General features: G+C 62.2%; 19 protein-coding genes. 4 read left to right on the top strand and 15 right to left on the bottom strand.

Annotated elements, in window-relative coordinates; genetic code table 11:
• Window positions 1-41: 41 nt before the first annotated feature.
• Window positions 42-2,297 carry an ABC transporter permease gene (locus tag HFO71_RS19350; protein ID WP_221988292.1) on the top strand — a complete coding sequence of 752 codons (2,256 nt, stop codon included), beginning with the start codon at window positions 42-44 and terminating at the stop codon, window positions 2,295-2,297.
• Entirely contained in the window at window positions 2,290-3,072 is a 783-nt protein-coding gene (locus tag HFO71_RS19345; protein WP_077977306.1) for an ATP-binding cassette domain-containing protein, read from the top strand. The genes HFO71_RS19350 and HFO71_RS19345 overlap by 8 nt, the downstream gene beginning before the upstream one ends.
• Before the next feature lie 334 nt (window positions 3,073-3,406).
• Here the strand turns inward: HFO71_RS19345 and HFO71_RS19340 are convergent, their stop codons facing one another.
• Window positions 3,407-4,045: a 5'-methylthioadenosine/S-adenosylhomocysteine nucleosidase gene (locus HFO71_RS19340; protein WP_018485266.1), complete on the bottom strand. Its 639-nt coding sequence runs from the start codon at window positions 4,043-4,045 to the stop codon at window positions 3,407-3,409.
• On the bottom strand, window positions 4,042-4,491 hold the full coding sequence (locus tag HFO71_RS19335; protein WP_003544704.1) for a PaaI family thioesterase: 450 nt from the start codon (window positions 4,489-4,491) through the stop codon (window positions 4,042-4,044). The genes HFO71_RS19340 and HFO71_RS19335 overlap by 4 nt, the downstream gene beginning before the upstream one ends.
• 270 nt (window positions 4,492-4,761) lie before the next feature.
• On the opposite strand from HFO71_RS19335, the gene HFO71_RS19330 reads away from it, so the two are divergent.
• Window positions 4,762-5,838 carry a DUF2252 family protein gene (locus tag HFO71_RS19330; protein WP_077977307.1) on the top strand — a complete coding sequence of 359 codons (1,077 nt, stop codon included), beginning with the start codon at window positions 4,762-4,764 and terminating at the stop codon, window positions 5,836-5,838.
• A gap of 17 nt (window positions 5,839-5,855) precedes the next feature.
• Here HFO71_RS19330 and HFO71_RS19325 read toward each other — a convergent pair whose 3' ends face one another.
• The 9 genes from HFO71_RS19325 to HFO71_RS19285 all read right to left on the bottom strand — a co-directional run bounded on the left by HFO71_RS19325 (window position 5,856) and on the right by HFO71_RS19285 (window position 16,021).
• A complete protein-coding gene (locus tag HFO71_RS19325; protein ID WP_077977308.1) occupies window positions 5,856-6,935 on the bottom strand; it encodes a DUF1513 domain-containing protein in 1,080 nt (359 codons plus the stop codon).
• Window positions 6,936-6,939: 4 nt separating this feature from the next.
• On the bottom strand, window positions 6,940-8,040 hold the full coding sequence (locus HFO71_RS19320) for an imelysin family protein (protein WP_221988290.1): 1,101 nt from the start codon (window positions 8,038-8,040) through the stop codon (window positions 6,940-6,942).
• Window positions 8,040-9,578: a di-heme oxidoreductase family protein gene (locus tag HFO71_RS19315; RefSeq protein ID WP_168286197.1), complete on the bottom strand. Its 1,539-nt coding sequence runs from the start codon at window positions 9,576-9,578 to the stop codon at window positions 8,040-8,042. Before HFO71_RS19315 ends, HFO71_RS19320 begins: the two co-directional genes overlap by 1 nt.
• Before the next feature lie 47 nt (window positions 9,579-9,625).
• The gene (locus HFO71_RS19310) at window positions 9,626-10,903 is read right to left on the bottom strand and encodes an imelysin family protein (protein WP_168286198.1); all 1,278 of its coding nucleotides are present in this window, start codon (window positions 10,901-10,903) and stop codon (window positions 9,626-9,628) included.
• Window positions 10,904-11,082: 179 nt separating this feature from the next.
• Entirely contained in the window at window positions 11,083-12,372 is a 1,290-nt protein-coding gene (locus HFO71_RS19305) for an RsmB/NOP family class I SAM-dependent RNA methyltransferase (RefSeq protein WP_221986038.1), read from the bottom strand.
• A 144-nt stretch (window positions 12,373-12,516) separates the two neighbouring features.
• Window positions 12,517-12,879, bottom strand: a complete 363-nt coding sequence (locus tag HFO71_RS19300) for a septal ring lytic transglycosylase RlpA family protein (protein WP_017962911.1) — start codon at window positions 12,877-12,879, stop codon at window positions 12,517-12,519.
• Between the two features lie 407 nt (window positions 12,880-13,286).
• Window positions 13,287-14,159 (bottom strand): SDR family oxidoreductase, encoded by an 873-nt coding sequence (locus HFO71_RS19295; RefSeq protein WP_221988289.1) that lies wholly within the window; start codon window positions 14,157-14,159, stop codon window positions 13,287-13,289.
• Window positions 14,159-15,316, bottom strand: a complete 1,158-nt coding sequence (gene queG / locus HFO71_RS19290; protein ID WP_221988288.1) for a tRNA epoxyqueuosine(34) reductase QueG — start codon at window positions 15,314-15,316, stop codon at window positions 14,159-14,161. The genes HFO71_RS19295 and queG overlap by 1 nt, the downstream gene beginning before the upstream one ends.
• Window positions 15,317-15,328: 12 nt before the next feature.
• Entirely contained in the window at window positions 15,329-16,021 is a 693-nt protein-coding gene (locus HFO71_RS19285) for a glutathione S-transferase family protein (protein WP_020052564.1), read from the bottom strand.
• A gap of 230 nt (window positions 16,022-16,251) precedes the next feature.
• Here HFO71_RS19285 and HFO71_RS19280 point away from each other — a divergent pair, with 230 nt between their 5' ends.
• Window positions 16,252-17,049 carry an undecaprenyl-diphosphate phosphatase gene (locus HFO71_RS19280; RefSeq protein WP_131621190.1) on the top strand — a complete coding sequence of 266 codons (798 nt, stop codon included), beginning with the start codon at window positions 16,252-16,254 and terminating at the stop codon, window positions 17,047-17,049.
• A 247-nt stretch (window positions 17,050-17,296) separates the two neighbouring features.
• On the opposite strand, the gene HFO71_RS19275 is transcribed toward HFO71_RS19280, so the two are convergent.
• From HFO71_RS19275 to pyrF, 4 genes are all read right to left on the bottom strand, one after another.
• Window positions 17,297-17,449, bottom strand: coding sequence for a hypothetical protein (locus HFO71_RS19275; RefSeq protein WP_003544729.1), 153 nt, complete (start codon window positions 17,447-17,449; stop codon window positions 17,297-17,299).
• A 304-nt stretch (window positions 17,450-17,753) separates the two neighbouring features.
• The gene (locus HFO71_RS19270; RefSeq protein WP_221988287.1) at window positions 17,754-18,734 is read right to left on the bottom strand and encodes a complex I NDUFA9 subunit family protein; all 981 of its coding nucleotides are present in this window, start codon (window positions 18,732-18,734) and stop codon (window positions 17,754-17,756) included.
• Between the two features lie 112 nt (window positions 18,735-18,846).
• Window positions 18,847-19,134 (bottom strand): DUF1330 domain-containing protein, encoded by a 288-nt coding sequence (locus HFO71_RS19265; protein WP_003544731.1) that lies wholly within the window; start codon window positions 19,132-19,134, stop codon window positions 18,847-18,849.
• A gap of 29 nt (window positions 19,135-19,163) precedes the next feature.
• Complete coding sequence (pyrF, locus tag HFO71_RS19260) at window positions 19,164-19,871, bottom strand: orotidine-5'-phosphate decarboxylase (RefSeq protein ID WP_012759833.1); 708 nt, start codon at window positions 19,869-19,871, stop codon at window positions 19,164-19,166.
• Window positions 19,872-19,874 lie beyond the last annotated feature (3 nt).

The raw sequence follows: 19,874 nt of genomic DNA, 5'->3' as shown, positions 1-19,874 counted from the left end.
TAGAAACTCATTCGGTAGAAATTCATTTTCGGTAGAAACTGATGGAGCCCGCCACGACGACATCGCTCGGCCGTGCGCCGCCCCAGCTCGTCGGCGGCTGGGAGGCGGGGCTCCTCGTGTTCCTTGCGCTGCTCTATTTCGGCGGGGCAATCGTCAATCCGGCCTTTTTCGGATCGACGGAGGCCCTTCACGCGCTTCTGCGCGATACGTCCCGTGTGGGCATCATCGCGGTCGGGATGACTTTCGTCATCGTCAACAGGGATCTCGATCTTTCGGTCGGTTCGACCTACGGCCTGATCGCGGTGGTCTTCGCCAGGCTTTTTGCCCCGAGCTTTCTCGATTTCGGCGTGATCCAGTCAGCGATCCTCTGCGTGCTGCTGGGCACGGCGATCGGCCTGATCAACGGCGTGCTCGTCACCGTCCTGAAAGTGCCGGCCTTCATCGCGACGCTGACGATCCTCTTCATCGGCCGCGGTTTCGTGCTGGCGCTGACGCATGGCCAGGCAATCTATTACTCCGACAAGGCGAACGACTATCCGCTGTTCTTCCACCTGGGCGAGACGAATATCCTCGGCTTCAACAACCAGATCGCGATCTTCTTCCTCATCGCCATGGTTGGGGCCTATGTGCTTGCCAAGACCCGCTGGGGCTATGAGACTTTCGCCACCGGCGGAAACGAGCAGGCGGCGGCCTATGCCGGCATTCGCACGCGCTGGGTGCGCATTCGCGCCTATCTGCTCTCCTCGCTTTGCGCGACCCTTGCAGCTCTCCTGTCGGCCGCGCAAGACAAGGGCGTCACCCCCCTCTATGGTGTCAGCTGGGAACTCACCGTCATCGCATCGGTCGTCATCGGCGGAGCGTCGATCCTTGGCGGGCGCGGGCGCGTGATCGGGTCTTGCCTGGGGGCTGCGGTCGTCGTGCTGATCGACAAGGTGCTGCGCGAGGGATGGCCGATCACGCGCATCGTGGTGATCGACGGTGAAAGCATCGCAGTCGGCGCCAAGTTCACCCTGCCTGCAGGCGCCGTGCTGGTTTTCCTGGGTCTCCTTCTCGTCATCGCCGTCCTTATCGAGCCCTTCCTCATTCGGCGCCAGATTGCGGCCCGGCTATGGGCATGGCTGCGCGGCCGGCCACCCCCGCCGGCCTATGAGATCGGCGGCGTGGCGATAGAAGGTGTGCAGACCAAGGGGGCGATGGCGGCCGACATGGCGCTGTCTGCCACCGGGCTCGGCAAGTTTCTCGCCCGCCGCGACGCACTGGCCATCATCCTGACCGTCGTGTTGTGGCTGACGGGCCTCGTGCTCAGGCCGGACTACTGGTGGAACCTGCCCAACACCTTTGCCATCCTGCTCAACTATACGGAATTGGCCCTCATCACCGTCGGGCTCACCTATGTCATCGCAGCCGGCGATATCGATCTCTCCGTAGGCGCGGTGCTCGCTCTTGCCGGCAGCACGGCGGCCTATTTCCTGAAGGTGCTCGGCGCCGACCCGCTCACTGCCGTGACGATGGGCCTGTTTGCGGGGATGACCGCCGGGGCCGTCAACGCCATGGTCGTCGTCGGCTTCAAACTGCCTGCCTTCATCGCCACGCTCGGCATGTTCTACATTGCCCGCGGGCTCGCCGCCTGGTTCGTCGCGGGACAGCAGCTGACCGGCTGGCCCGAGGGCTATAACCTGTTCGGACGCAAGGTGAATGACGTTCTCCTGCATTTCGGCCTTGCATTGCCGCCGGGGATCATTCGCTCGGTGGCCGAGGTCGTCAGCGTCCAGACGATCTGGATGTTTTTCGTTGCCGTGATCGCCGGTATCGTGCTTGCCTATACGCCGTTCGGGCTGAAGGTCTGCGCGGCCGGCGGCAACGTGCGCGCCGCCGCTTATGCCGGCATCAACACCAACCGCGTGCGCATCATCGCGCTCATGCTGTCGGCGCTCTGCGCCACCATGGCCGGGATCATCAACGTCGCCTATTTTCGCAGCTTCAACCCGGTTGCCGGCCAGTTTCGCGAGCTCGATGCGATCGCTTCTGTCATCATCGGCGGCGGATCGATCTTCGGCGGTTACGGCACGATGGTCGGCTCGCTTGCGGGCGCCGCCGTCATCACGCTCGTGCGGGCGCTGCTTCAACTCAACGTTCAGGGGTTCAGCATGCCGCAGCACTGGATCAACGTCTTTATCGGCGTCATCCTCATCGTCGCGGTGCTGATCGATATATGGGTGCGCCAGGCCAATATTTTCGGGCGCCTGCGCACCCGGCTGAGAAGAGGTGCGCCAACAGGGGACAGCAGTCATGGCTGACGCGACACCATCCGCGCCGATCGTGGAAATGCGGGGCATCGAAAAAGCCTTCGGGGCCGTGCAGGCGCTTCGCAAGGTCGATCTGACGCTTTATCCCGGCGAGATTCTCGGCCTGGTCGGCGACAACTCGGCCGGCAAATCGACGCTCATGAAGATCCTGACCGGTGCTTATCAGCGCGATGCGGGCGATATCCTCGTTGCCGGGCAACCGGTGCGGTTCAAGAGCCCGCACGAGAGCCGCGACGTCGGCATCGAGATGATCTACCAGGATTTCGCGCTCTGCGGCAACATGGATGTCGGCCAGAATATCTTCCTTGGCCGCTGGCCGCTCAAAGGCCCTTTCGTTAACAGGCGGAAGATGTATGCGGAAGCCGACAGCGTGCTGAAACGGCTCAAGGTCGACGTGAACTCCGTCTATCAGAAGGTCGAAAGCTTGTCGGGCGGCCGCCAGCAATCCGTCGCGATCGCCCGCGCAATCTCGTTCGAGCCCCGCGTCGTGATCCTCGACGAGCCGACCGCCAACCTTTCCGTGATGGCGACGGAACGGCTGCTCGAAACCATGCTGGAACTGAAGAAGCAGGGCGTCGCCCAGATCATCATCTCACACCGCCTTATCGATATTTTTGCCGTGGGCGATCGCGTCATGATCCTCAAGCGCGGCGAATATGTCGGCGATCGCTACATCAGGAATACCGACGAACATGAAGTGCTGGAGATTATCGTTTCCGGCACGCGAGAGAATGCGCTGACAGCCGATGAGGCAAGATCCATTTGAATAGCCACTGTGAATCAGAAGCGAAGGTTGACACCGGTCTGGTAAAACGCATCATATTGATTGTCAATCGTAATTCGACGCGCAGGTGGGGTCACGACCGGCGCCGATGGAGCATCATGTCAGCCCGGAAACGCTCGCGGCCCTGAAGAGGTTCACAGTGCAAAGACGTTCCTGAGCAAGCGCCGGTCAGAAACGGCTTGTTTCGGAGAGGCGTGGCTGGCGAACGCCCAGGGTAACATCGCACCGATCTCAAGCCTTCCTACTGGACTGCAGCGCCACGATGACGCGTTCAGCCATCGATGGCCACCTGCCGGGACACGATCCATTCAGGGGCTCAGAACCAGAAAACCCCGTCCTCCAGCGCCGTGAACAGGCTGTCGACGCCATAGGAGAGCTTGCGGTCGACGATGTGCAGATATTCGGTCCAGCCCGAAATATGCTGCAGCTCGACGGCGCCGTCGGAAATGCCGCGCAGGCCGATCAGCGGCAGCTTGTAGCCCTGGCAGGCGCGCAGCACCGCATAGGTCTCCATGTCGACCATGTCGGCGTCGATATTGGTATAGGCGGCGCCCGAGATGATGTTGCCGCCGGTGGAAAGGCTTGCTTCGGCAATGCCGGGAATGCGCAGCGGCAGCTCGAGCGTTGCCGGCAGGTCGAGAAAGGGTGTCTTGCCCTTTTCGAAGCCGAGCGGCGAGGCGTCCATGTCGCGGTAGGAAACCGAGGTCACCTGATAGATTTCGGTCTGCTCCAGTTTCGCGGAGCCGGCCGAGCCGAGGGAGACGACGAGATCGGGCAGGTCGTCGACGGCATCCAGCCGCGCCAATGTCTTGCTCAGCGCGATGGCTGCTTCGACCGGGCCGACACCGGTCATCAGCGGTTCGATGCGCGAACGCAGGAAGGGACCGTATTCGGCCTCCGCCGCCATGACGAAAAGAATGGATTTCCCCGCGACCGATTTCAGTTCGAACTTCATCCCGTAATGCCCTCTCTACCGCGGATCACCATCATCGTTCCGGTCATGGAGGCGATGAGTTTCGCCGGCCCGTCGCTGATCGCGTAGCCTCGTCCGTCGGCGACGATGATGGTGGAGCCGGGTTTGGTGATTTCCCCGCGAAACAGGAAACGATCGCCGCGCCCGGGCGACATGAGGTTGACCTTGAACTCGATCGTCAGGATCGAGGCTTCCGGGTCGATGACGCTGTAGGCGGCAAAGCCGCAGGCCGAATCGAGCGCTGCGGAAATGATGCCCGCATGCAGGATGCCGTGCTGTTGTGTCAGTTTGACGTCGAAGGGAAGCTCGATCTCGACGACGCCGTGCTCGACGCGCGTCAGCTCCGCGCCGATCGTCTCCATCGCCGCCTGCCGCGCAAAATTGCGGCGGATTCGCGCGCGGAAATCGCCCCTGTCAGTCTCGCTCATGTCTGCCCCTCTTGCAGCCGCGAAAGTGGCATGGCGCGCCGCATTCGACAAGCTGGACATTGCTGAAATCGGTCCGGGCGCCGATGGAAACCCGGGACCGTGTCGCCGCGGCAACCCTTCACCTTTCCGTCGCCGTGCAAGCCGGCACAGCTGGCCGGCACCGCTCGCCAGTACCGCTGGATTGTGGCGTTCCGATGCGAAGACGATTGCAGCTTCGCGCGGTGCGCGTATTCTCCGCACCGGGTCGCGAAATGATGGAGCGCCGGCGGCATGACGACGATATCGCAATCGGTGCGGAATTTCGAGACCTGGCTGGCCGGTGAACTCGGCGACGATCTCGTCAAGGACGATCTCCGGGAGAAGCACGAGAAGATGCGGAGCGACGATTTCGTCTTCCTGCGCGCCACCTATTGGCGCTGGTGCGAGATCATCCTCGATATCTGCCCGGAACTGACGGGCGCGCCTCAGGTACTGGCGATCGGTGACACGCATCTGGAGAATTTCGGCACCTGGCGCGATGTCGAGGGCCGGCTCGTCTGGGGCGTCAATGATTTCGACGACGCGGCGGTGATGCCCTATGCGCTGGATCTCGTTCGCCTTGCGGCAAGCGCCGTGCTGGCCCGCGGCGGCGACGGTCCGTCGGTTCGCATGATCGGCGAACTGATCTTGAGCGGCTATCGCCGGGGCCTTGAAAATCCGCTGCCCGTCATCCTCGAGCGCGACCACAAATGGCTGCGCAAGGCGCTGCTGCTGCCGAATTCCGAGCGCCGGGAATTCTGGGAGAAATACGAAATGCTGCAGCCCGGCAAGAAGCCGCCACCGGCAGCCTATGTCGAGGCGCTCGCAGACGCGCTGCCGTTGGGGGCAGGACCCTTCGCGGCGAAACCGCGCAGCGGCGGCACCGGCAGCCTCGGCCGGCCGCGTTTCGTCGCCTATGCCGAATGGCAGGGTGGGCCGGTGCTGCGCGAGGCAAAGGCGCTGGTGCCGTCCGCCTGGTCGCTTCGCCACAACCCGCGGGACGTGGCGATCCATGCAAGCGAGATCGCCAATGGGCGGGCGCGCTCTGCCGATCCGCATTACCGGGTCTCCGGCCGCACCCTCGTGCGCCGGCTCTCGCCGAACAGCTGCAAGATCGAAATCGACCGGCACCCCGAGATCCTGCTTTCGCCGACGATGCTGGAATTGATGGGATTCGAGATCGCCAATTGCCATTCCGACGATGCAGCGGCGGTTGCAGCGATCCTGAAGGATTTGGCGGCGCGGGGAAACGAATGGCTGCACGAGGTGGCAAGAGCCGCGGCATCAAGCGTCAGCGCCGAGCAGAAAGCCTATGCGCGTTCCGGTTAAGCCCTGCCTTCCCTGATCTAGATCCGCACGATGTGCTGATCCCAGGCGACGTCGCTGCGGGTCGACAGGAAATCGCCGTCATAGGAGGAGACGGCAAAGCCGCTTCTAGCCGGCGCGATGCCCGCCGCATCCGGTACGGAAGTCTCGGCCAGCATCTTGCCCGTCCTAGCGTCGATGGTCACCGAGGCGCCGCCCTTCGGCGAGGTTATGCCGACGAGACCTTCGCTGCGATTGACGGCGATCGCCCCGACGTAATTGGCGAGCCTGCGCGTCGTTTCCTCCGGCAGGTCGATGAAAGTAAGATCCTCCCCCTTAGCGAAATGGCCGACAAGCGGCGGCAAATCCTTGCGGTGGCCTTCATACTGGCAGGCGAACCAGATGCGGCCGGCGCCGTCGAGATCGACGTGGCGAGTGGAGAGTTCTGCCCATTCCGCCGGCAGCACATGTTTTTCGACCAGAGCACCGGTTGCCGCATCGATCAACGCCAGCGACGGCTGCATCTCTCCGAGATTGAGCTTGGTCCGCCCGAAATCCGGATGCGTCTCGATGCCGCCATTGGCGACGATCAGCAGGCGTCCGTCTTCGGAAACGGTCATGTCGTGCGGGCCGATGCCGTAGGTTTCGAATTCGCCGATGCGGGTGAAGCGGTCGGTGGCGTCGTAGAGGCCGATCATGCCGCGATTGCCGTCGAAGTCGTTCTCGCTGGCGTAGAGCAGACGGCCGTCGGGAGAGAAGGCGCCGTGGCCGTAGAAATGCCGGTCTTCCCTGGAGCTGATGACGATCGGCTCGCTTTTGTTCCAGGGATCGAAGATCATCGCATAAGTGCCCGGCCGGCGCGCGAAGGCGACAGTCTTGCCGGTACTGGCGCTGAAGGCCATGCCGTGGGCGCGGGCGGGAAGCGCCACCTGATCGACGATCTCGCCGCGCTCGGTCACGGTCGCAATGGCAAAGGAGCCGTCGGCTGCCCGAATGCCCGAGGCATAGACCACATCAGTCCCCTCCAGCGCCATCAGCGATCTTGGCGTCAAGGTGGCAAGGAAGCCGAGCCCCGCCGCCTTGACGAAGCTGCGTCGGTTGATCGCGGCACTTTGCATCATCGTCTCAGTCTCCGTCCGAAAAGGAAAAGCCGGCCGAAAGGCCGATGGCTGCGCCATATTCGTCGCTGATCCGGGTGATCAGGTCGCGGCTTTCGGCAAGCAGCGTATCGAGCTTGGCCTTCTCCGCATCGCTTGTGGCGACGTCGATGTCGGGGTTGAGCTTCGGCACGCTGTCGAGCAGTGATTTGAAATCCTCGTCGATCGAGGCGGCGATCGGCTGTTTGTCCGGCGGCAGAAGTTCGGCCATGCCGGCCTTCTGCCAGAGCGTGCGCAGGCCTTCCAGATTGGCGGCCATCGATTTCCAGGTGTTCTTGGAACGCCAGTAGATCGCCATGCGCGGCCGCGGCGCGGTGTCCTTGCCCTTGTAGAATTGCTCCAGCCGCTGGTCGCGGACATTCTCCGCGCCATGGACGAGAATGCCGAGCAGCGCGGTCACCGCTTCCTTGTTATCCATGAAATCGTTGCTCTGCGGGCCTGGATGTTTCCAGCTCGCCTGCACGCCGTCGGGCTTTTCCCAGGCGGCGACGACTTCGCCGGCCTCACGCTGGATATTGCCGGCGACCGCCTCGCCGTAAAGGCAACGGAAGCCGTTTTTCTGCCCGACGAGATCGTTGGAGCCATTGCCGTAGAGCACGTATTCCAGCGCCGTCAGGCCTTGCAGCGCAACACTCTTGCCGGCGATCGCATCGACAGTCGCATCCTTTGGATCGGCCTTGGCGATCAGCGCCTGCACCTGCTTGAGGCCGACGCCCTTGCGGTCGGGATAAAACAGGATGTGCTCGAAGAGATTGTCCTGGATGACAGGCCCGGTCTGGACGATCTCGATGATCGACCAATAGCGGATCGTGTCGTCGAAGGTGGACTTCGCTTTGTCGAGCGTCTGCTGCGTGCCGTCGGCGCAAAGATCCTTCATCGCCGTCGTCAGCCGGGCGGCGGATTGCTGCATGTTGCGATAGCCGGGACGGATCACCTCGTCGACGGCGCGCTGCATGACGGCGGGAACGGCATCCTCGTTCAGCCCTGCCGGGGGAGCAACAGTCTGGGCGGCCGCGGATGTGGCGAGGCCGATCAGAGTAAGGCAGAGCAGGGGGTGCCAAAGGCGCATCAAAGTGACTCCAGGAATGTAATCAGGGCCGCCCTGTCGTCTTTCGGCAGGGAGGAGAAAGCGTTGCGGGCCTTTTCAGCTTCGCCGCCATGCCAGAGGATCGCTTCGGTGAGGCTCCGCGCACGGCCGTCATGCAGGAAAAAGCTGTGTCCGCTGACAGTCCGGGTCAGTCCTATACCCCATAGCGGCGGCGTGCGCCATTCACGTCCGCTTGCAAGGCCGACCCGCTGCCCGTCGGCAAGCCCGTCGCCCATGTCGTGCAGAAGAAAGTCGGAATAGGGCCAGATCAGCTGGAAGGACTGCGCTTTTTCTTGCGTATCCCGCCGGGTGACGAATTTCGGCACGTGACAGGAAATGCAGCCGCTTTCGTAAAAAATCCGCTTGCCCTGCAGCGTCTCAGGGAAACTCGCCTTGCGCCGTGCCGGAACGGCAAGATTTCCGGAATAGAAGGTGACGAGGTCGAGAATGGGACCCGGCGCTTCTTCTGCGCCCAGCCGTTTCTGCACGCCGGTCGGCATATCGAGGCATGTCTCTTCCGCCTTGGTGCAATCGCCCTGCGCATCCGGGTGATCGGGCGTCGAGATGCCGATATCGTTGGCGAAGGCATCCGCACTCTGGTCGCGCACCGTGGCGTTCTGCGCCTTCCAGCCGAAGCGGCCGAGCGCGATCTTGCCGCTGCGATGGTCGCGCACAACCGCAGCCTTCCCCGAAATGCCGTCGCCGTCGGCATCGTCAGGATCGGCATGGGCAAGGATATCGGCCTCGGGAATGGCCTCGATCAGTCCGAGGCCGATCATCGCCGAGGCGACACGCGGTGAAATCGTCGTCGCGGGATCGAGCGGCCCATAGCCAAGGTTCGTCACCGCATAACTCGGCCGGCGCAGCGATACGGTCTCGCCGTCGCCAAGCGTCACCCTCTCGTCGCGGTAGCTGATCGCCATCTTCCCTTCGGCGGCAAGCCCGGGAACGGCGAGGTCCTGCAGCTGATGGCCGTAGACTGGATCGGGAAAATTGACGACATCGGCACGCGCGACCGCCGTTTCTTCCTCCGGCGTCGTGGCGGCGCGCGAAAGCCTCAGGAACATCGAGGTGGCGCTCGGACCTCCCTCCGGCGGTCTGCCGCGGCCGTCATTGACATGGCAGCTCATGCAGGAGCGGGCGTTGAAAAGCGGCCCGAGACCATCGGAAGCCTGCGTCGAGGAAGGAGCGGAGACCCAGAGCTTGCGGAAGAGCGCATTGCCGAGCTTGAAATTCTGCTCTTCCTCGAAGGGAATATTGGCCGAAATATGCGAGAAGCTGTCTTCGGTGACGGGATCGATCGAGGTTGTCGCACCCGCCTGCATCGCTTCGTATTGTTCGGCCTTGGAAAAATCCGCTGTCGGCCGCGTCACATCGGCGACGCGTTTCAGATCGGCCTCGGAGAGGTCGGTGCGTTTGCTCGGCAGATCGAAACCGGCGGCGATGCTGACGGAAAAACCGGCAAGCGTTGCGCAGAGCGTTGCGCTGGCAAAAAATCGGCGGGCCGGGGCATGCGACATTTCAGGGTCCGGGCCGCTCCGGCTTTCGAAGCGGCCCGCCTTTTTGCTTATTGGAAGACGGCGTTAGGATTATCCAAGCTGTCGGAACCTTCAAGCTGAACCGTGCCGAGATCGAGTGTGGCAATAACGCGCTGCACCGATTTCGTCTGGTCGATTAGACCGTCGATGGCGGCCTGGACGACGGCGTTGCCTTCCTTGTTGCCTTCGCCGATCATCTGGTCGTACTTTTCGACCGTTTCGCCGCGCTTTGCCATGGCATTCATCGCATCGAGCGTCTTGTTGAGCTTGCCTTCCACTTCGGCATCGAGCGCCTTGTCCTTGGCGGCCACCAGATCGTGCAGCGACGGGCCGCTGAGCTTGGTGCCGTCGACGCGGGTATAGTTGCCGGTATAGGCGGCAGCGATGCCGATCGCGTCGTTGAGATGCGAGTTGTAGGTATTGTCCGAGAAGCAATCATGCTCTTCTTCCGGATCGTGCAACAGCAGGCCGAGCTTCATGCGCTCGCCGGCAAGCTCTCCGTAGGAAAGCGAACCCATGCCCGTCAGGATCGCCACGAGGCCGGCCTTCGGATCGGCTTCGACGTTCTTCGTCGCAGCGCCATCCGGCTTCCAGTTGTCGGTCATTTCCTGCAGGTCGGAAACGAGCAGGGTGGAGGCGGACTTCAGATATTCGGCGCGGCGGTCGCAATTGCCGTGCGTGCAGTTCTTGAGGTCGTAATCGGTTGCCGGACGGTCGCCGGCGCCGGGACCCGTGCCGTTCAGATCCTGACCCCAGAGCAGGAATTCGATGGCATGATAGCCGGTCGCGACATTGGCTTCGATGCCGCCTGCCTCGGCGAGCGTGCCGGAGAGGAATTCCGGCGTCAGCTTGGAGGCGTCGACATCCTTGCCGTCGATCTTGATCGTCTTGTTGGCGATGACATTTGCCACATAGAGAGAATTTTCGTCGCTCTCGGTGCCGTAGGAAGCATCGACATAATCGATCAGGCCTTCATCGAGCGGCCAGGCGTTGACCTTGCCTTCCCAGTCGTCGACGATCGGATTGCCGAAGCGATAGACTTCCGTCTGCTGGTAGGGGACGCGCGCCTTGATCCAGGCGTCTCTGGCGGCCTTGAGCGTCGCGTCGGTCGGCGCCTTCAGGAAGGCGTCGATCGCGGCGTCGAGCGCCTTGGCCGTCGTCAGCGAGTCCTCGTATTTCGCATGCGCCACATCGGCATAGTGTTTCACCACGCTAGCAGCGTCGGTCTCGGCATGCGCGGGAAGGGCGAGCAGGGCTGCGGGGGCGATCGCCAGCACGGCTGCGCGGAATTTGCGGTTGAGCTTCATGATCCTCTCCTCTGACGGGATTTTCCGTCTAATCGGCTTCGTCTCTTCGCGCAAAAGCAAACTGGTGTCAAATTCTCTAGTTTGGAATGATTTTAAGAATAGACAGGCGCGGCTAACCGGTCATTTTGACCGGCATTTGCTTGAAAAACCGGCAGCTGCGCAGGCCTCTGTAAGCCGCGTCAGCCCTTCCGCTGCATGCGGCAGAAGAAGAAGCCGTCGGTATCGGTGGAGGCGGGCGTCAGCGTTACCGTCAGGCCGTCGGACGAATGTGGACGCGGGGCATCCTTGCCGAACAGGGCTTCCCAGGCGGGCAGGGCGCTGACGATCTGAAAATCGGGATTGTCGGCCGTGAAGCGGCGCGCCTGCTCCTCGTTTTCCTGGGGCAGGACCGAGCAGGTCACATAGATCAGATCACCGCCTGATTTGACGAAGCCGCTCGCCTGCGCCAGCGCGTCCTGCTGCTGGGCGGTGCGCTCGTCGAGGTTCTTCGCCGTCAGCCGCCACTTCGTATCGGGGCGGCGGCGCCACGTGCCGGTGCCGGTGCAGGGCGCGTCGACCAGCACCTTGTCGCAGCGTCCGGCAAGGGCGGAGAGCGCCCTGGCGTCGTCATGCACCTGGACATTGCGTGTGCCCGCCCGCTTCAGCCGCTCGATGATCGGCGCCAGTCGTTTGCGGTCGGCGTCATAGGCGTGAACCTGTCCCTTGTTCTGCATGGCCGCCGCCATGGCGAGCGTCTTGCCGCCGCCGCCGGCGCAATAGTCGAGAACCTGTTCGCCGTCGTGGGCGAGCACCAGGTCGGCGACGATCTGCGATCCCTCGTCCTGAACTTCGAACCAGCCTTTCTGGAACGAAAGCTCGGCTGTCACGTTGGGAAGACGCGAGGCGCCTTCGCCAGCGGCAATCCGGATGCCGTAGCGGGCGATCTTCGCTGCATGCGCGTTGGCTCTTTCGAGCGCCTTGACGACCTTGTCGCGGGAGGCCTTGAGGCTGTTGGCGCGCAGATCGAGCGTCGGGCGGGCGGCGAGCGCCTGTGCCTCCGCAAGCCAGGCGGCGCCGAAGGCCTGTTCGAAGGAGGGTTGGACCCATTCGGGAATATCGCCGCGGATATGCGGCGGCGCATCGTCGAGCGAGCGGCTTTGAAAGGCCGCAACAGCGTCGGTCGAAAGCGGTGCCGGCGCAAACTTGTCATCCGCCAGCTCAGTGGCAAGACTGTCAGGTGAAAAACCCCATTGGCGGAACATGACGGCATGGGCAATGGCCGCGGCACTGTCGTCATCCATCAGCCAGGCATGGGAAAGCCGCATGCGCAGTGCGTCATAGACGATGTTGCCGATCGCAGCACGATCGCCGGAGCCGGCGAAGCGGTGCGCGAGGCCCCAGTCCTTCAGCGCGTCGGCGACGGGCCGCTTGCGGGCATCGATGTCCGCGAGCACAGAAATCGCCCCTTCGAGGCGGCCGCCCAGACGCATTCACATGTCTCCTGTTGCCGTAGCGTGTGAACGACCAGCGCAAACGCGAGTGTCACGCAGTCAATTGTTCACAAGTCTCAACCGGGTGGTAACCGCGATTGACGGCAAGAGCAAGCGCCGCTTCCGGCGCAGTCAGTGCCGGCCTCAGCCGATGACCTGGTAGCAGACTTTCGCAGTGCCGGAGCTCACCATGCCGATATTCTGCGCGGCGGCGCGCGACAGGTCGATTACACGACCACGGATGAACGGACCACGATCGTTGATACGAACGACGACGGTGCGGCCATTGTTGCGGTTGGTGACCTTCACCTTGGTGCCGAAAGCAAGCGAACGATGCGCGGCAGTCAAGATGGCAGGATTCATACGTTCCCCGGAAGCAGTTTTGGAGCGAAGTGCGTACCATGAAGCACCGCCACAACCATTGCCAGCAAAACCTTCCGCCGGAAGCATGGAAGAACAGGCTGCAATAGTTACAGCGGCGATAATAGAACGACGTATTTTCTTCAAAACAGAGTATCCCTCAACTATTGAACTCAACGCCCTTGCAGGCGGCGGGGCTTAAATCTGTGAAAAAGTGGCGAAAAAGTGCCGCGTCTGTTCACGGAATATTACAATCGGTAACATTCGTGAGTGTGATGCCGGGATTTCAGGATTGCGCGTCGCGCCCAAGTGTGGAAAAAACCCAATAAAATCAGTTAGAATCCGAACGAATTTTCCAAAGGGATAGTTAACGCAATGGCGTTCACGAAAATCGCGAAAATATTTTTCTGATTTCGCCATATTTGCTGCCACATTTGGGCAAATTCAAAGGCCGTTAACCATAAGATGCGGCGAAAATTGTCCGGCCAAAGCGGGAAAGTAGGAATTTCCTACTCATTATGGGTGAGCGTATCCGTCGCAAACAGGACTGAGTTCTACTCCCCACGCCAGCGGCCATCCTGCCACAATTGCGCAAGCGACATAGGATAGTTCGGGAAGGAGAATTCGAAGCCGGCAGCCTTCAGTTTCGCATTCGAAACCCGCTTGTTCTCGCCGTAGAAAGTGCGCGCCATCGGCGTCAGTTCGGCGGTCTCGAATGCCTGCTCCGGCGGCGGTTCGACGCCCATCAGGCGGGCGGCCTCGACGATCACATCCTGCGGCGGGCCGGGCCGGTCGTCGGTGACATTATAGATGCCACCGAGGCCGCGCTCCGACAGGAAGCGTGTCGACGCGCCGATATCCTCGACGCGGATGCGGTTGAACACCTGGTCCTTCTTGATCAGCCGTCGCGCCGTACCCTTGTCGAGATTGCAGAAGGCGTTGCGGCCCGGCCCATAGATGCCGGAAAGGCGCAGCACCGCCGCCGGCACGCCGCGCTCCCGGCCCATTGCCAGCCAACCCTCTTCCGCCTCGAGCCGCTCCTTTGACCGCCCGGAAACCGGCAGGCACGGCTTTTCCTCGTCCACCCAGGCGCCCTGGTGATCGCCATAGACGCCGACGGTCGAGAGGTAACCGATCCATTCCAGCTTCGGCAGCAGGCTTGCGCCGTCTTTATCAAGCAGCCGCAGCAGAGGGTCGGCCTTTCCAGGGGCGATCGACTGCACCAGATGAGTGACGCCTTCCAAAGCCTGGCGCAACTCCTCTTCCATGGTCTCGCCGTCGAAAAGGAATGCTTCGACGCCGTTCTGGCGGAGCACGTCCATCTTGTCTGGCGAACGCGTAGTGCCGGAAACCCGCACGCCGTCGCCGGCAAAGGCCTTGGCGATTGCCGTGCCGGAATAACCGCAGCCAAATATCATCACATGCATCAGCCGACCCCCGCTAATCGCCATTCGTTCAAAACGTCGTCGTCTCTCTCATCCGTCCTTCGTGCGGCAAAGGCCGCAAATTCGCCAGCCTCCATCAGCCGCGAAAGCGCCCAGACCGCCATGCCGCGCACCACGGGCGAGGGATCGTCCGAAAGCAGGCGACATGGCCCGACGAGCACCTTGTCGCCGGAATTGCCGGCGGCGATCAGCACATTGCGGATGAAACGGTCGCGGCCGATCCGCTTCACCGGCGAGCCGCTGAAGAAAGCACGGAAGGCGGCATCCTCGAGTGTCAGCAGAAAGGCGATCGACGGCTCCTTCAGATCTTCCCGCGCCTTGAGTTTCATCTCGGAGGCGGAGCTTGCGAACTTGTTCCAGGGACAGGCGGCAAGACAGTCGTCGCAGCCATAGATGCGATTGCCGATCAGCACGCGCAAATCGGCGTCGATCGGCCCCTTATGCTCGATGGTGAGATAGGAGATGCAGCGCCGCGCGTCGATCTGGTAAGGCGCCGGAAAAGCAGCCGTCGGGCAGATGTCGAGACAGGCGCGGCAGGAGCCGCAATGATCGGCTTCCGGCGCGTCGACGGCAAGATCGGCGGTGGTGAACATCGTGCCGAGGAACAGCCAGGAGCCATGAACGCGGCTGACGAGATTGGTGTGTTTGCCCTGCCAGCCGAGTCCGGCTGCCTCCGCCAGCGGTTTCTCCATGACCGGCGCCGTATCGACGAAGACCTTCACATCGGCGCCCGCCCGCGCCGCAAAGCGCGTGGCGATCTCCTTCAGCCGGCCCTTGATGACGTCGTGATAATCGCGGTTGCGGGCATAGACCGAAATCGCTGCCTTGTCCGGCTTGTCGAGAATGCTGCGGGGATCTTCATCCGGCGCGTAATTGAGGCCGAAGACGACGACGGAGCGCACCTCGCTCCAGAGTGTGCGGGGATCGCCGCGCCGATCGCGCGTCTCCGCCATCCAGTCCATCGTCCCGTGGCGCCCGCCATCGATGAACTGGCCGAGACGCTCTTTCGCTTGCGGGATCGCGTCCGGGCGCGTGATGCGGCAGAGATCGAAGCCCTTGGCGGCGGATTCCGCCCGGACGAACTCGGTCAAATTGTCGCGGCGGCGGCGCTCTTTGTCGTCATTGCCAGGTTCGGGCATGAAGAGCCCTCGTCAGAAATCCAGATCGGCATAGTGTGAAACCGGTGTCAGTCCGCGCACGCGCTCGGTCAGCATCGGCCGGAAGGACGGACGCGACTTCAGCCGCTGGTACCAGTCCTTGACGACGGGCGAATCCGCCCACTCGATCTCGCCGAGATAATCGAGGATCGAGATCGAGGCCGCAGCGGCAAGGTCAGCATAGCTCATCCGCTCGCCGGCCAGCCACTGACGCGAGCCGGCAAGCCACGTCAGATAGCGCATATGCTGGCGGATATTCGCGCGAGCCGTGCGCAAAACCTTCGAATCCGGCGCTCCGCCGCCCTGATCGGCGCTCATCTGCAACTTATAGACACGCTCGCGCGCGAGCGGCTTGGTCACGTCGTTTTCCATCTTCTGCATGAACCATTCGGTCAGCCGGCGGATTTCCGCCCGCTGGAAAGGGTCTTCGGCGAGCAGCCGCCGGTCGCGCTTCAAGACGCCGTGCGTCTCGTCCAGATATTCGGAAATAACGCTCGCGCCGCAGAGCGCGCGCATGCTGTCGTCGACATAAACAGGCAGCGTACCGGCCGGATTGAGCGCCAGGAAATCCCGGCGTTTCTCCCATGTCTGCTCTTCGATCAGATCCGCCTGATAGCCGTATTCCGCCAGGATCAGCCGGACGAAGCGAGATGCGGATGACATGGGATGATGATAAAGCGTGGGCATCGATACTCGGGCGTTGTGATTGCTGTTACAGGACTGTGTGGCAGCTCGATTATAGCGCCCTAGTCATGACTCATTGGTTGAAGCTATAGGAGCTTGGCCCCGCCAATACAAGCGAATCGGATTTTACCCCGTCTGACGATGGCGAAACACGGTCTAACGAATGATTGGAAACGGCGGCCTGATCGACCCAAGCGCTCAGGCCCGGCCGAACTTTAAACCGGAGACAATGTATGGATTATATAAGTGCTATCATTCTCGGTATCATAGAGGGGATCACCGAGTTTCTGCCGATCTCGAGCACCGGTCATCTCATCATTGCGGAGCAATGGCTCGGCCACCGGTCGGACATGTTCAACATCGTCATCCAGGCAGGCGCCATCCTCGCCGTCACCATCATTTACTGGCGTCGTCTGGTGGATCTGGTGCTCGGCTGGCGCGACCCGGTCAATCGCGATTATGCCGCCAAGCTGATCGTCGCCTTTCTCATCACCGCCATTCTCGGGCTGGTCGTCAAGCGGCTCGGCTTTGAACTGCCGGAGACCGCAACACCGATCGCCTGGGCGCTGATCATCGGCGGTATCTGGATGATCTTTGCCGAGTGGGCCGCCGCCCGCAGACCGCCGCATAAAGAGATCACCTGGCTTGTCGCCATCCTGGTCGGCATCGCCCAGATAGTTGCCGGCGTCTTCCCGGGAACCTCGCGCTCCGGCGCCACCATTTTCGTCGCCATGCTGGCAGGCACGGGCAACCGCGCTGCGGCGACCGAATTCGCCTTTCTCGTCGGCATTCCCACAATGTATGCCGCAAGCGGCTATGAATTGCTGAAGACGTTTAGAGATGGCGGAGCGGCAGGCGAAGACTGGACGGCGCTCGGCATTGCCTTCGTCGTCTCCACAGTCGTCGCCTTCATCGCCGTCAAATGGCTGCTGGCCTATATCAGAAGCAACCGGTTTACGCTGTTTGCCATCTACCGCATCATTCTCGGTGTTTTGCTGCTCGGCATGGCCGCGACCGGCTTGATTGCCTGAGATATCCGTCCTGCATTGCATTCGCGCAACTCCCGGCGCGAATGCAAATGCCCCCGTTGGGCTCTCCGAACAGACACTCTGTTGCCGGCAGAAGCCGCCAATCTTTCAGATAGGCGATATTGAGAGGATAAGTGCCCGCCGCCGCTTGAAGCAGGCAGGGCTGAGCGTTCATTGTGGACGCGCTATTTCAGGCGTTCCGATGACTGCTTGCTGGGAGCAGGATGCCGGCGCAGGGCCGGGCTTTTCGTCAATGGATGATCGAGGCCGTAGAGCAAGGATCGACGCCGTAGGCCGGCGAGCAATCGCCCTTTACCGCCGCGACCGAACCGGGCGCAACGAAAGAGCCTGCAAGGATAACCAGCGCCGCACACGCAAACAGGAGCGCGATTGACTTGCCCATTGAGAATTGCCTTTCACAGTGATTGCCGCGCGCGACCGCAGGCGTTGAGTCCGTTGGGAGACGCGCGGGTTTGGTAGTCAGTGGAATGGCAAATAGCAATAAACGTTCCTGCTAAATTTGGCGTTAATTTCACAAAAAATCCGATGCGTCTTTTATGCAACGCTACTGAATATGCCGAGCACCAAAACACTTCAAACTTGCGCCGGGTTTTGCAGGACACGGCAAGGCCAAAGGGCCGCCCGCGGCATCCGCAGACGGCCAAGTCTCATCGGCTGAGAAAAGCCTCATCGTCTGGAAAAGATGGTCAGGCGGCCTTGCCGGTGCCGGTGTACTGGCCGTGAGGACGATAGTGCACGAGATAGGAGCCGAGTACCGATGCCACCATCGTGGGCGCAATGCCGAGGCCCTTCAGCGTGCGGCCTTCCGCCTCGGCTTCCGGGGAGACGACATTGTCGCGCTTCAGCATGCGCACCTGGTCCGGCGTGATCGGCGGCGTGATAAAGGGGACCAGCGAAGCGATGCTGCCGATCATCGAAGCGATGCCGAAGGGCAGGGATACCAGCGGGTTCTTGCGGCACGTTACCTTCAGCATCGTCTCGAGACATTCGCGGAAGCTCAGCACCTCAGGCCCGCCAAGCTCATAGACCTTGCCGCCGGCGACCTTGCCGTCGACGGCGCGGGCGACAGCCTCGGCGACATCCTCGACATAGACAGGCTGGAATTTCGTCTTGCCGCCGCCGACGAGCGGCAGGATCGGCGACATGCGCGCCATCTCGGCAAACTTGTTGAAGAAGCTGTCCTCCGGTCCGAAGACGATCGACGGACGGAAGATCACCGCATCGGGCTTGACCGAGAGGATGGCCGTTTCGGCACGACCCTTGGTGCGGCCATAGTCGGAATCGGATTTCCCGTCGGCGCCGATCGCCGAAATATGCGTCAGCGTCGCACCTGCGCCGCGCGCCGCCTCGGCAATCGCACGGCCGCCGAATTCCTGCACGGCGTCGAAAGTGTTGCGGCCGGTCTCATGCAGAATGCCGACGCAGTTGACGACGTGGCTCGCACCGTCGACGGCGCGGTCGATCGAGTTGCGATAGCGCAGGTTCGCCTGCACGAAGGAGATCTGGCCGACATTGCCGAGCGGCTGCAGGAAACCGGCGAGATCGGGACGGCGCACGGCGACGCGGATGTTATAGCCGCGCTTGGCCAGCGCCCGAACCACGTGCCTGCCCACGAAGCCGGACCCTCCGAACACGGTGACGAGCGGCGGCAGGTTGGCAAGGGTCATGGCAGGCTCCTCGAAAGGCTTTGCGGGATGCTGAATTGGCTCTCGTCTTAGCCGAATCCCTGCGCGACGGGAAGGCCCATCACGCCGTCAGTTTTTGCGAACGCGAAGTTGCTCAGACGCCTTCGACGACCACCATTTCCGCATCCGCGACTTCCTGGCGGATTTTCGCGGCGATCTGGTATTCCGGCGAATTATAGCAGTCGACCGCATGTTGCATCGAGGGGAATTCGATCACCACATTGCGGACGCGCGCCTTGCCCTCGAGCTCGGTAAAGGCGCCGCCGCGCGCCAGAAAATTCGCGCCGTATTTTTCGAAGGCCGGCTTGGCCGCTGCTACGTAATCCTTGTAGCGCTCGGCATCGCGAACGTCGACGCGGGCGATCCAGTATCCTTTGGCCATGGTCTTCTCCCTTTTGCCGTTGAATCTGGTTAGCGATTTGCCGGCCAGAGCGCGCTCACCATTTCGCTGAGGATCGCGCGGGCGGCATCTCGGGGATCCGGCGCCTTGACGACAGGCCGGCCGACGACGAGATGCGTCGCTCCCGCTTTCAGTGCGTCGAAAGGCGTCATCACCCGCTTCTGGTCGCCCTTGTCGCTACCATCAGGGCGAATGCCGGGGGTGACGATTGCCATGTCGGGTCCGACGATCTCGCGCACCGCAGCCGCTTCCTCCGCCGAGCAGACGATACCGCCCATGCCGGCCGCGCGCGCCTGTTCGGCGCGGCGCAGCACCAGGCTGTGCGGATCCTGGCTGTAGCCGGCCTCGGCAAGGTCATCGGCATCCATCGAGGTCAACACGGTGACGCCGAGGAGGCAGAGGCCGGAGCCGGCCGCGGCCTCGACCGCCGCCTTCATCGCCTTCGGATAGGCGTGCAGCGTCAGCATCGACATGCCCATCTTGGCGATGTTCTCGACGCCGGAGGCAACGGTGTTGTCGATGTCCAGCAGCTTCATGTCGAGAAAGATCTTCTTGCCGCTAGCGGCAAGATCGCGGGCGAATTCCAGGCCGCCGGCAAAGACCAGCTGATAGCCGATCTTGTAGAAGAGAATGTCGTCGCCGAGCGTGGAAACCAGTCTTTCCGCCTCGCCGATCGTTGGAACATCCAGGCCGACGATCAACCGCTCGCGTGCGTCCATCTG

The sequence above is a fragment of the Rhizobium laguerreae genome (genome assembly GCF_019778565.1).
In the GTDB taxonomy this organism is placed as follows: domain Bacteria; phylum Pseudomonadota; class Alphaproteobacteria; order Rhizobiales; family Rhizobiaceae; genus Rhizobium; species Rhizobium laguerreae.
The sequence above is the reverse complement of the archived record's forward strand: the minus strand, read 5'-3'. Positions and strand labels throughout refer to the sequence as shown.